This window comes from Tunicatimonas pelagia (assembly GCF_030506325.1).
GTDB classification, from domain to species: Bacteria; Bacteroidota; Bacteroidia; order Cytophagales; family Cyclobacteriaceae; genus Tunicatimonas; species Tunicatimonas pelagia.
This window is the reverse complement of sequence record NZ_CP120683.1, coordinates 1,779,478-1,792,260: the sequence shown is the minus strand read 5'-3', so window position 1 is coordinate 1,792,260 and position 12,783 is coordinate 1,779,478. Positions and strand designations below refer to the sequence as shown.

Sequence of the window (12,783 nt, the reverse complement as noted above, 5' to 3'; positions counted from 1 at the left end):
ATTCTAACCCAAAATCAGCAAAATAACCGGATAGTGCAGGATGGCATTCCCTGGAAAATAGGTTTACATCTAGCAAATTTTACTACAGTATGAACCTTAACCTTCAACGTATTGCCGAAGAAAATGAATCGGCACTTTCAGCTCATCAGGCTCGCTGGGACAGCTTTTGTTCATTACAACCGCACCCTGATGCTTTCTGGGAAAAATGTATTCAACAGCTCTCGGCCATGCAGATTGCCATTCCTAGCTGGGCTTTGGGTACCGGTGGCACTCGCTTCGGGCGATTTCCGGGTGGGGGAGAACCTCGTAATTTGGAAGAGAAATTGGCAGATGTGGGAGTGTTGCACGCGCTTAACGGTCACTGCGGGGCAACCTCGCTGCATATCCCCTGGGATATTCCGGATAATGCCGACCATATTCGTCAAACAGCTCAAGAATTGGGAATTACTTTTGACGCCGTCAACTCCAATACGTTTCAGGATCAAACTGATCAGGAGTATTCGTATAAATTTGGCTCGCTTTGCCATGCCGATGCCGCGGTGCGCCGACAGGCAGTAGAACACAACCAGCAAGTAATCGACTACGGAAAAGCTTTGGGGTCAGAGGCAATTACGGTGTGGCTTTCTGACGGGGCAAACTTTCCCGGACAGCACAACTTTCGGCGAGCCTTTGAGCGTACGTTAGCGAGTTTACAAGAAATCTATGGGTACTTACCCAATGACTGGCGGATGCTGGTGGAATACAAACCTTACGAGCCGAACTTCTACAGTACAGTCATTCAAGACTGGGGTAGCTCATTACTACTAGCCAGTAAGCTAGGATCAAAAGCTTTCAGCTTAGTCGATTTGGGGCACCATCTGCCTAACACTAATATCGAGCAGATTGTCAGTCGTCTGATGATGGAAGGCAAGCTCGGCGGGTTTCATTTCAATGATTCTAAGTACGGTGATGATGATCTTACGGTGGGCAGCATTAAACCGTATCAGCTATTCTTGATTTTTCTGGAACTGCTGGAAGGAATAGAAAGCCAATCGTTTGCCTGGATGATTGATGCCAGCCACAACGTAAAAGATCCTTTAGAGGACTTATTGCAATCGGTGGAGGCAATATTGATTGCTTACGCTCAAGCACTACTTGTAGATCGTGAGGCTCTCCACCAAGCCCAAGCAGACAATGATGTGGTCATGTGTCAGGAAATTATTCAGGGAGCTTTTCGCACGGATGTACGCCCGCTGTTGGCTGAAGTACGTCACCGAGCCGGGGCAGCGTTGCAACCTCTCTCCCTGTATCGGAAACTGCAAATACGACAAGCGTTAGTTGATGAGCGAGGAGCCAAAACCCTCGCTACTGGTTTATAAGCACTAAGAATAACTACCTAACACGAGAAGATGAACGAGCCTGTTATTGCAATCTACGACATTGGAAAAACAAACAAAAAGCTGCTGCTTTATGACCGAAGTTATCGGATAGTATACCAAGATCAAACAAACTTGCCCGAGACCATTGATGACGACGGTTACCCCTGCGAGGATGTAGAAAAAACCAGTCAATGGGTTAAGAAGAGTTTCAAAGCCGTTAAGAGAAACAAGAAATTTGCAATACAGGCCCTCAATGTATCAGCCTACGGAGCATCTTTTGTTCACCTCGATGAGCGGGGGCATCCGGCTACTCCGCTGTACAATTATCTGAAACCATACCCTGAAGGCTTAGCCGAACAGTTGTACAATCAGTACGGTGGCGAAGAAACCTTTACTCGCCAGACCGCTTCTCCTCGGTTGGGAATGCTTAATTCGGGCTTGCAGTTGTATTGGCTCAAACACCGCAAGCCTGAGATGTACCGCAACATCTGGCGGTCACTACACCTTCCGCAGTACTTTGCTTACCTCATTCATGGAAAATGCTTTAACGAGATTACCAGCCTAGGTTGTCATACGGCTCTTTGGGATTTTTCTCACGACCGAAGTCACGACTGGGTGTACGCTGAAAAGATTGATGCTACGCTCCCTCCGGTAGTAGCTACTCACTCGTATGAGGTGGTTTCTAACAATAATAGCAATATACTTTGTGGAGTGGGCATTCATGATAGCTCGGCTTCGCTGGTTCCCTATCTACTAGCGTTTGAAGAATCGTTTATGCTTTTATCTTCCGGCACCTGGAATATTACCCTGAATCCGTTTAACGAAGAGCCACTGACTGATGATGAGCTACGAAAAGATTGTTTACAGTATATCAATTACCGAGGCATGTCGGTAAAAGCATCTCGTATTCTTATGGGGCGCGAGCACGATTACCAAGAGGCACGACTAGCCGAACATTTCGGTAAATCATCAGACTATCATCGCTCCATTGTTCCCGATGAAGAACTGCTTAAGAAGCTACTGTCAAACACTGGTACAGGGCAGCATTTCTATCCTCAGACGATGCAACAAACCGGTCCTCTTCCCAATTTTACAGAACCTTCTACTGATTTAAGTCAATTTACTAACTACGAAGAAGCTTACCACCAGCTTATTCTCAATCTGGTGGAAATGCAGGCTATCTCAATGCAGCTAGTCACCGGGCAAACACCCCCACAGAAAGTCTTTATCTCCGGTGGTTTCTGCGCCAATCAGCTATTTATGCGACTGCTGGCTGCTCATTTTCCAACTATTCGGTTTTATACTACTGAGCTAGATAATGCTTCGGCTTTAGGAGCAGCACTAGTGATGCACCGCCACTGGAACCGTGATCAATCTATTGACCATTTGTTCCAGTTTCAGGAGGTTCAGCCGGTGGCTATTCCCAATGTATCAGCCTACTCGTTTGTGAAAAAGTGAATTAAAGTCTTCGCATCTTAAGTAAGCAAATTGGTAAAGCGAACGGCTATTCCCCTAAAAACAGTGAAAGATCATTATAAGTGTATACCCTGAAAGGAGGTATTATTGGAGCTGTAAATGTTATCAGTAAGCTATTACCATCGAGGGCTACACTGTCGTTAACATTAACATGTTTAAGAGAAAAAAACAAAATAATTGTACATATTTATTGTGAAAATTATTGATTTTTTCTTTTTAATTATTATTATATTTCATCTAATGACTATATTTTTGAAAATATAAGTAGTAGACAGATAAAGTTAGAACATCCGGTTTTAATAGTTTCTAGCTACTCGCCAAGTATTTGATTAAGTAATGGTTCTCTAGTATTAGTAGGTAAACTGGTTTAGAATATTGACTCTCTAATATTTGTCGCTTATGTCGAGAGTACCTCATCTTCGGAAGTTTGCTGTTACACAAGTTTACGGAGACTCGTCAAATTTCATCCTCAGCTCTCAGGTAAACTATCTGTTTCAGATTGATTTGCATGGGAATATCATGTTTGTAAATACTGCGTATGAATATAAATTTGGCGACAAAGAGGAGTACATTGGTCAGCCTTTCTCTGAAAATCTACATCCTGATGACGAAGATAAATGCGAACAGATTACGCTTCGGTGTATTCAAAGTCCGCGTGAACCCCTGCCCATCGAGCTTCGAAAAGCGCAAAGTAACGGTGCTTACTCTACTACTTATTGGGAGTTTGTGGGACTAGTTGATGAACAAGGAAAAACAATTGGAGTGCAGGGAGTAGGGCATGATGTTGGCAACGAAAAAGAAGAAACTTTACGGCTCGAGCAGCTTAGTCAATTAAATCAAAAGCTGCTAACTACTTCTATGCAACTCATGGAGGTTACTTCTGAGACCGTACACCCTACGGTTAGCGAAGCACTAAAAGTTATCGCGCAATTTTTAGGTTTTCAGCGAGGGCTGGTATACGTGCGAGAACAGAAAAAGGACCAGTTGGAAGGGCGGCTTACTTACGAGTATTCTTCTCCGGAGGTATTTCCTTTAAGCAGTGACGTTAGTCAGCTATCCATAAAAAACTTTCCTTGGTGGACTGAGCGAGCTTCGCGCTGTGAATCTTTTGAGATTTCAGGTATCAAGAACTTGCCCAGAGAGGCTCATCGTGAAAGGTGGTTTCTCAATATGCTAAACTTGGAGTCAGTTGTAGCTATTCCCGTAGTGTATCAACAAGAGCTTACTGGTTATGTGTTGTTTGTCAGTTCTACGCAAGTTGAACCGAAAACAGATGAACTATTGGAGTCACTCAAATCGCTGGGGGTTATCTTAGGCAAAGCGTTGCATCATATCCAGCTGAATCAGCCACTATTGGATAGTCGTAGCCAGCATAAACTACTGACGGAAAACGTAGCAGACATGGTGAGTAAGCACGACTTAGACGGAACGTACAATTATGTATCACCCTCATGTGAGAGTCTAACCGGGTTTAAACCATCAGAATTGTTAGGCACTTCGCCGTTCAACTGGATTCATCCCGATGATCATGCCAAAGCATCGGAACACTTAGAGCAGGTATTAGCGGGAGAATGTGTTCGTTACCAATACCGTAAACGCCGAAAAGATGGTCAGTACTATTGGGTAGAAGTAACCGCCCAGTTGGTGCAGGAGGGAAAGAAGCAAGAGGTTGTGACTTCTATTCGCAGCGTTCATCAGCAAAAACTTACTGAGCAAGCCAACGCGGAGTTGCTGGCGAAAAGCCAGAGGCTAAATGAAAAACTGCAAGAAAGTCAGCAGAAACTGAAACTGACTTTGGCTCGTACTCAAGAACTTAACGAGCTATTACTAAAAAGCGAAAAGAAGTTTCGGAGCCTCACCGAGAAGAGCTTCGATGCTATTATGATGTACGATACCCAAGGAGTAATTACCTACGCTAGCCCTTCGGTGGCGAGTGTAACTGGGTATACTGCTGAAGAATTAGTGGGTAACTACGCCCGTGACTACATATTTCCGGAAGACCTTCCGCTGGTTGGGGGAATAATGCACAATGCTATTGCTAACCCTCGAGAGCGATTTAGTAGTCTTTCCCGCATAGTGCGTAAAGATGGAGAAGTTATTTGGGTAGAATCAGTTATGACGAATCTACTGATGGACGAAAGCATTCAGGGGTTGGTATCTAATTTTCGGGATGTTACCGAGCAGCAAAAGAGTGAACAGGCCATTAAAGAATACTCAAAGCGGCTAGCTATTGCTACCGAGTCGGCCAATATTGGTATCTGGGACTGGATAATCCCGCAAAACCACATGGTTTGGGATGAACGTACCTGTCAGATGTTCGGGGTAAACCCTAAGGACAAAGCAGATGACCGGATAGCGTGGAAGGATGTTGTGCATCCAGACGACAGTAAGCGTGTTCAAGATGAAAAATCCGCTGCTCTGCAAAAGCGACGAAACTACGATGTAGAGTTCAGAATTATTCGGCAGGATACGCACCAAATACGGCACATTAAGTCATACGCTAAAGTTACCTTTCTTGAGGAAGAACCGGTGCGTATGACCGGAGTAAATCTTGATATCACTACTTTAAAAAATGCGGAAGAGCAACTTCGCAAAAATGTAACTGCCTTAGAGAAATCAAATGCTGAACTAGATCAATTTGTTTATAGCACATCCCATAATTTGCGAGCACCCCTTGCTTCGGTGCTAGGCTTGGTCTCTTTACTGGAAGGAAATAGTAATCTCAACGAGCGCGAGCAGTACTTACAACTGATTGAAAATAGCATCCACCGATTAGACGAAACTATCCAGGAAATTATTGACTACTCCCGTAATTCCCGTATCGAGATTAGTACCGAACCAATTCATTTTCAGCATATTATTGCCGATGTGCTAGACGGTCTTTATTTCTTGCGAAGCTCCATTAATATTGAGATCAACTTAAATATCGCAGATAATTTAGTCTTCTTCTCTGATATTTCACGAGTACGGATGATTCTTAATAACCTGCTCTCTAATGCCATCAAGTACTTCAATCCGTACGCCGAGCAGCCTAGTGTAACTATATCGGTGCAGTCGCACCTTCAGGGAGTAGAACTGATTGTAGAAGATAATGGAATTGGTATACCAACGGAAATTCAGAGCAAAGTATTTGATATGTTTTTCCGGGCAACTACGAGTACAAATGGCTCAGGGCTAGGGTTGTACATTGTGCGTGAGGCAACCCATCTGCTGGGTGGAAGTATTTCTCTCGCTTCTAAGAAAGGAGTAGGAGCTACCTTCACGTTATACTTACCGTCAGTGAACAAAGAAGGCTTAAACAGCGATGAGTAACGGGGTACAGCTATTACTGCTTCGGTACTTACCCAATGTCATACGCCTTCACAATCTGCCTTTTTCCTATCTATTCCTTGAGAAGCACTAAACCATACGATTAAAATAGTTTTAAGGAATTGCGTTAAAACCGCCAATTGCTAATACTGCTCCTTCTATGTCTTCTAAGTAACGAGCCAACTGCTGTAGGTGCTGATTGCGCTTAGTATACCGATTCGGGCTGTAGGGAGATAATGTGTGAGTGGCTACAAAATGAACGCTAGTATCCGGTAGTAGTACATTGCCCGTTAGGTTAGGCTGGCCTCCCCAGTAGTAAGCCGTAAAGCCTTCAACGGGGTACTTAGAAAACACCGCTACTCCGGTAACTTCTTGCTCAGTACTGTAAGCTTCGTGGTAATAAGGATACTTTTCCTCTAGCCGAACCGTCAGTTCAGCCATTAGCAAACTGTCTATCTCTTGAAAAGATAATAAATCAGCCTGAGTGCTGTGGGCTTCTCCGGCTATTTCGTCGTATTGGGTATCACTCTCCAGCACATTAAAATTCGCTACACGAAATGCGTGCTCTTCAAACTGATAATCTTGAGTATTGGAAGTGTTCAGAGATGAGACTACGTATGCTAAAATTACCGAGAATGCCATAAAAAAAGAGGCTGCTAGTTTTTTTTGTCGGCCTACCATTAATACGATAGCAACAAACCCATACACTAGCATTGTTTGAAGAGCAAAAGACTGAATGGTATCGACCAAGTAGGTACGGGTGGGGATGACAAATATCAGGGCAGAAAGTAGTACAAGTACTGGGATAATATTTTTCAGAAATCTCGCCACGGACTTAGATAGGTTGCTAGATGTAGTGATATCTTACTATAACTACGTTCAAAAAAAATACCACAGACGAATATAAGCAGGTATTACTTAAATTTATTAAAGCAATACTATTTTTTTAGGCACGATCACAAATACTACAGAGATTAAATAAGATAAAGCAGTAGTATATCTGTTTTTATCTCCACAAAGTGAGGCAAATATCAACAGCTAGTACACTGTAGACTAAGTTTCTGTATGTTGTGTTAGTGCCGTCATTGCGAGCTGTGAAGAATGAGCAGCGTGTCGGACGGCCGATGCCGCAATCTCACGTACCGCTCGCCGTAGCGCAAGATTGCGATGCTTGTTCCTATCCAGTGTGGAACGCTCGCAATGACATTTAAAATGTATAATCACTTTTTACACAGTGTACTAGTACGAATAGATATGTATATCAACCACTGTGTTCAACGATCTTTAGGGAAGATTACACAAACTTTAGCACTTCTTTAGCTTTGCGCTGAGCCTCGCGAGGAAATACCAGTAGTGATTCACGTACAATTAGCGAAAGCTTCTTGATGGCAGTTTTGTTAGCTGAAACCCGAAGCTCGCGGCGGGATAAACCCTGCCCCGCCATAGCGTAGTACCCTTTGGTGATGTAGCCAACCCGAAGGGTTAGAAAAGCATTTCCGGTACCTTGCAAAATAGAAGAAGAGAGAGTGCCCAGCCCAGGTATAACTCCTAAAAAGCCCCGACTAATCTGCGGGAAAATTTCAGCCAATTGGGTATCTTCGATACCATCGGCAATGAGAGCTGCCGCCAATACCTTTGTGTAGGTTTTAACCAACTGCCCGTAGGTAGGCCGATAACCGTAGTTACGCACTAGCTCCTTCATCATACGGAAGTTAATCATAAGTACCAAAATGGCATCTAGTCGTCCGTTCTGAGATAAAGCTGTGGAAATGAAGACCTGCTTAGCGTGCCGATGCACAATATTATCCATCCGGTCGAGCCGACCGTCAAAAATTCTCCCTAATGCTTCGGAAGGATCTTGTCCACTTTTAAGCAGGCGACTCAGTTCATTCTTTTCTGTTGGTTCCAGTTGGCCCTGCCCAATAAGCTGTTTGGCTACTTTACGAGCTTCCTTCGAGCCAGGGTCGCTCATATCTTCGTCCAAAAACTGTCCGGCCTTAATTTCAGGAAGAGTGAATACACTAAGTAGCGGGCGAATAATCAGAAAAAAGAGCAATAAAACCGTTACTAGGTAGAAAGCATAGCTCAGGTAGGGATGAATCTCAGCAATGTTATCGCCAATAGTTAAAATGTTGCCAACAATAATCAAAAAGAGTACAAAGAGAATGCCGCTACCCAGCAATCCCCAGAATAATATATTTCTGTTTCTCATAGTTAAAAGGTTGGTTATCAGTGATTAAAGGCGTATAAAATTTGCCAAAACACCATTAATAAGACATTTTACTATCCAAATAAGTTGCATCGATGTAATGATTTGTGGTTGAAACAAACAAATGCTAATCAATTATCTTGTAGATTACGAACATCTTTTTCAACTAAAATATTTATGTCAGCACTCTCCCGTTTTATTAGCAGTATCAATCCCTATACATTGCTAATGTTGGGGTACATTACCCTCATGATTGTGGGCGCTATTCTTCTTTCCCTACCTTTTGTTCACGAGGAACCAGTTTCGTTTTTAGACGCTCTGTTTACGGCAATCTCTGCTGTATCTACTACCGGACTCATTACGGTAAGCACACCCGATAGCTACAACTTAGCCGGCGAGATTATTATTATTCTCCTGATACAGATCGGGGGTATTGGCTACATGTCGCTGGCTTCGTTTGTTGTATTAGCTAATCGTAAAAAAATATCTACGTTAAGTGAGAGTCTCATTAAAACGGACTTTAGCCTTCCTGAAGGATTTTCAATTGTTGAGTTTATTCGCAGCGTGGTTATTTTTGCTTTTAGTATTGAAGCGGTAGGAGCACTGGCGCTCTTTTTCCTATTTCGGCAAGCTGATACTCCCGATGCATTTTGGCAGGCTATTTTTCATAGTATTTCCGCATTTTGTACCGCAGGCTTCAGCCTGTTCAACAATAGTTTAGAAGACTTTAAGTTTAACTTTTGGATCAATCTTATTATCACGTTGCTGGCATTGGGTGGCTCAATTGGGTTCATTGTTTTTTCAGATGTTTACCTACGGGTAACCGGCAGAAAGAAACAACTCACCTACACCAGTCGGATTATTCTCAGGTTTACGTTAGTATTTATTTCAGTAGGGTCATTTATCGTTTTTCTAGCGGAAAGTCAGTTTGATTCTTATAGTTCGGAAAATAGTCTTCTGGTTGCAATATTTCAGGTGATGACGGCTTCCACCACGGTTGGTTTTAATACGTACGCTATTGGCGATTTATCCAGTGGCGTGCTATTTCTAATTGTCGTAATGATGCTTTCGGGAGCTTCTCCTTCGGGTACCGGAGGGGGTATTAAATCTACCACCATTACGGCATTGTACGCAGTAATGATGTGTACGCTACGGGGCAAAGAATACATTACTTTTTCCCAACGAACCATACCACCCGATAAGGTAAGACTGGCTGCTACTAACTTCTTTTTTTACATTATTGTGCTAGGGGTTGGTATCTTTCTTCTAAGCCAAGTAGAAGAACATCCTATCTTCGAAGTGATTTTTGAAGCTACCTCAGCTTTAGGAACGGTGGGCTTGAGTACCGGAATTACCGGAGCACTTACACCTCTGGGTAAAATCTTCATTATTATGCTCATGTTTTTGGGCAGAGTAGGACCAATTACTTTTGGATTAGCCCTAATGAAAACGGAGCAAACTTCTACTGTAAGAGAAGAAATGGGTGATATTGTGATTTAAGGGTTTATTGGTTTTAACGCCATAAATTGCAAATTACTACCGTTTGTATACTGTTACGTTTCTTCCGCCGTAGTTGGTAATCCACATCCGGTTGCCACTCGCTACAATATCGGTGGGCTTATCAAGTTTATCCGAAATAGTCTGGAGTAGGTTTCCAGCTAAATCGAAAATCAGCACTCGATTATTTTCAAAATCAGTTACGAACAACTCGTTGTCTGACACAAAGATGCCCGTAGCAGCATTCATCTGCTGGCGTTGCCCAATCGTCTGCAAGTGCGCCCCTGACTTATCAAAAACCTGAACGCGGTGGTTGTAGGCATCGGCTACATAAATTTTGTCTGGAGTAACCTGCACATCGGTTGGATAGTTAAATTCACCCTCGTTGCTTCCTTTCTTGCCAAAAGATTGCCAGCTTTTTCCGTCCGAGTACAGCACCCGATGATTATAGAAGTCGGCAATGACCATTTCGTTTCCCAGCACCGAAACGCCCGCTGGCGCATCTAAGCTATCAGGAATGGTAAGTTCTTGAGTGCTGTTGCCCGTAATCTTTACTATTCGGTCGGAGCCGTACTCCGGCACTATCAAGCTTTCACCATCGGTATCCAGGTGCATTGGTCTGTCCAAATCAGCAACTATGGCTTCTACATCGCCTTGCTGTGTTAGTTTCACTAATTGATTATTATCTCCGTCAGAAATCCAGAGGGCTTCCTCTAACAATACCAACCCAATTGGGGTGTGCTCTTGTACGTCAATTGTAGCGGTCTCTTGCCAGTCGGTTCGCCCACAGGAGGCAAACCAGATAGTAGCCAGTAAGCTTATCAAAAGTAATCTGGTTCGGCTATAATTCGTCGTGATATTCATATTTTCGGCAGTGTCGTGATACGGAACCGTTGGTCGATTTTTAGGCACGAGATACGTTACTTCCGGTACAGGCAGCAAGCCGGCAGTTTCTCGTATTTACTATCTTGAGCCTGGGTAAATTCGGTATCATGCCCCACTGCGGCAATAGCCTCTGAGATGGCAGTTTCCGAAGTAGATGCAGCATCGTAGGTAACGGTTAGCATTTTGGTTTGTACATTCCAGTTTACTTGGGTTGCTCCGTTAACTTTCAGGGCGGCTTTTTCAATTCTGGCCTGACACATTTCGCAATTTCCGGCTACGAACATTTCTGAGCGAAGCAAATCTGATGCTTCAGTACGGCTATCAGCAACCTGCCCTTCTTTTCCAGTCTCAATGCTTCCATCGGCTCGGGCAATTTCGGTACTCATGGGGGTGTATCCGGCTAGTTCTACTTGCTGTTCTACTTGCTCTACCGTTAGCGGATTATCGGCTGGGTAGGAGAACGTGAAGATACCGGTTTCCATCGCGATTTTCACATCGTCGATTCCTTTGAACTCTTTGAATTTCTTCTCTAAACCGTAGGCACAAAACGGACAGCCTAAACCGTCTACTTGTATAGTATATTTATCTCTTTGATTGGACTGGGCGTTTGCCAGCGGAGTAAATACTAATAGCGCTAAAACGAATATGATTGAATTTTTCATGGTATTTTTATTTATGATTTAAAATATGTAACGGGTTCCCAAAAACAGGCTTTGGTTCCAGCGTTGGTTGTCCGGTAAATTTTGATACAGCGGAAATTGCACCGATGCCTCTATGGTTAGTCGACCTCGAGCGTACTGCAAACCTTGGGCGTACAGCAGCAATACCTCGTCTCGGTTGACTAGCCAACTGTTCTGGTACTCAAAGTATAGGTTTATCTTTTTAACCGGATAGGTAGGCTTGAGCAGCGGTAGGCCAAACCCTAGTTTGTACCGTAACTCATCAAAGTCTTTACCAAAAACCTGATTATAGCCCAACTCATTAGAAACTCCTAGCTGTAAGCTTTCGTAACCAGCCACTACGCCTAAGTATGTTTGGTGGGCACCTAAGCCCATTCCCATAATATTTATATCTTCTCCGGTGGGGAGGGTGTGCAGTGCTTTAGCTACCGTTCGGAAGGTTTTACCCGTTCCGTCTTTCTTGTAAAATTGATACTTAGCCAGTAGTTGAATATCTCCCAAACTGCTGCCATCTTCTCGCTCGGAGCTAGAAAAGTTGTATCTGGTATAGGGAACATGAACGGCTACCAAACTATTGGAAGTAACTAAGTAGTGTACCATTAGTGGAGCATTAACGAATGTTCCTTCTTCGGTACTTCTAACTTCGGTTAGGGTTTTCAGAATAACAGTTTTAGCCCCCAGCATAATGGGTTTATCGGTTGTAATAGGTGGGCCTTGAGCATAAACTTTTGCATTCAGCAAGAACATGCCTAAACTGATGAATACGAATATTCTTTGCATCTTTTCTTCTTTTAATAATCTAGTAATCAGATAATTATAATTCATGCTATTCTTTTTGAAGGCCACGTACTTCAGAATAGCAACCAACACATAGCGAATACCCGCTAGCATTGCTAGTGAATATTCTGCGTCAGAAGAAAAGATGATTTAAATAAGGAGTGACTGAACCAATACAGGAACATCTTGGCTCAGCAGAGGCGGTTTATACGCCAGATAGGGATAATCAGTAAGAATGCTGGTCGTAGGAAGCAGGAAATCTAATGGTAAGAAAGGCAGTAAAACTAGCGAGGTTAGTGCTGACCGGGGAATCTCTACTGTGTAGGAAGTAGCAGCCTCAGCCTCCGATTTTACCGAGAACGAACTGTCTTGACAACAGTCCATTTTGCTTATTTTAGCTGTATCAGATGCGTGACAGGACGGCTCACTGGCAGCCATAGCACAAGGTTCTGCCTCACCAAAGAGGCTTACGCTCACTAGCTCACCCATGCAGAAGTGCATGTTCACACTAAACCCCACCGATGAAATTAATATCAGCAGTGCTAAAACAGTGGCGATGAATCGGTATGAACGTGCTAGTTTATTCATTCAG

Annotated in this window: 10 protein-coding genes; 4 read left to right on the top strand and 6 right to left on the bottom strand. The window is 43.4% G+C overall.

Annotated elements, in window-relative coordinates; translation table 11 throughout:
- The first annotated feature begins 89 nt into the window (after positions 1-89).
- The 3 genes from P0M28_RS07505 to P0M28_RS07495 all read left to right on the top strand — a co-directional run bounded on the left by P0M28_RS07505 (position 90) and on the right by P0M28_RS07495 (position 6,146).
- Entirely contained in the window at positions 90-1,358 is a 1,269-nt protein-coding gene (locus P0M28_RS07505) for a sugar isomerase (protein ID WP_302209110.1), read from the top strand.
- Between the two features lie 30 nt (positions 1,359-1,388).
- Complete coding sequence (locus P0M28_RS07500; protein ID WP_302209109.1) at positions 1,389-2,816, top strand: FGGY-family carbohydrate kinase; 1,428 nt, start codon at positions 1,389-1,391, stop codon at positions 2,814-2,816.
- A gap of 417 nt (positions 2,817-3,233) precedes the next feature.
- Positions 3,234-6,146 (top strand): PAS domain S-box protein, encoded by a 2,913-nt coding sequence (locus tag P0M28_RS07495; RefSeq protein WP_302209107.1) that lies wholly within the window; start codon positions 3,234-3,236, stop codon positions 6,144-6,146.
- A 111-nt stretch (positions 6,147-6,257) separates the two neighbouring features.
- Here the strand turns inward: P0M28_RS07495 and P0M28_RS07490 are convergent, their stop codons facing one another.
- Together P0M28_RS07490 and P0M28_RS07485 are read right to left on the bottom strand one after the other, a co-directional pair.
- Positions 6,258-6,974, bottom strand: a complete 717-nt coding sequence (locus P0M28_RS07490) for an endonuclease/exonuclease/phosphatase family protein (RefSeq protein WP_302209106.1) — start codon at positions 6,972-6,974, stop codon at positions 6,258-6,260.
- Positions 6,975-7,437: 463 nt separating this feature from the next.
- Positions 7,438-8,355 carry a DUF697 domain-containing protein gene (locus P0M28_RS07485; protein ID WP_302209105.1) on the bottom strand — a complete coding sequence of 306 codons (918 nt, stop codon included), beginning with the start codon at positions 8,353-8,355 and terminating at the stop codon, positions 7,438-7,440.
- A gap of 174 nt (positions 8,356-8,529) precedes the next feature.
- Here P0M28_RS07485 and P0M28_RS07480 point away from each other — a divergent pair, with 174 nt between their 5' ends.
- Complete coding sequence (locus tag P0M28_RS07480; protein WP_302209104.1) at positions 8,530-9,852, top strand: TrkH family potassium uptake protein; 1,323 nt, start codon at positions 8,530-8,532, stop codon at positions 9,850-9,852.
- Between the two features lie 36 nt (positions 9,853-9,888).
- Here the strand turns inward: P0M28_RS07480 and P0M28_RS07475 are convergent, their stop codons facing one another.
- From P0M28_RS07475 to P0M28_RS07460, 4 genes are read right to left on the bottom strand one after another with little or no spacing between them, the layout of a single operon-like run.
- Positions 9,889-10,761: an NHL repeat-containing protein gene (locus tag P0M28_RS07475; RefSeq protein WP_302209103.1), complete on the bottom strand. Its 873-nt coding sequence runs from the start codon at positions 10,759-10,761 to the stop codon at positions 9,889-9,891.
- A gap of 8 nt (positions 10,762-10,769) precedes the next feature.
- Positions 10,770-11,396 (bottom strand): heavy-metal-associated domain-containing protein, encoded by a 627-nt coding sequence (locus tag P0M28_RS07470; RefSeq protein WP_302209101.1) that lies wholly within the window; start codon positions 11,394-11,396, stop codon positions 10,770-10,772.
- A gap of 18 nt (positions 11,397-11,414) precedes the next feature.
- Positions 11,415-12,305, bottom strand: coding sequence for a hypothetical protein (locus P0M28_RS07465; protein ID WP_302209100.1), 891 nt, complete (start codon positions 12,303-12,305; stop codon positions 11,415-11,417).
- A 36-nt stretch (positions 12,306-12,341) separates the two neighbouring features.
- A complete protein-coding gene (locus tag P0M28_RS07460) occupies positions 12,342-12,779 on the bottom strand; it encodes an HYC_CC_PP family protein (RefSeq protein WP_302209099.1) in 438 nt (145 codons plus the stop codon).
- Positions 12,780-12,783: the final 4 nt, after the last annotated feature.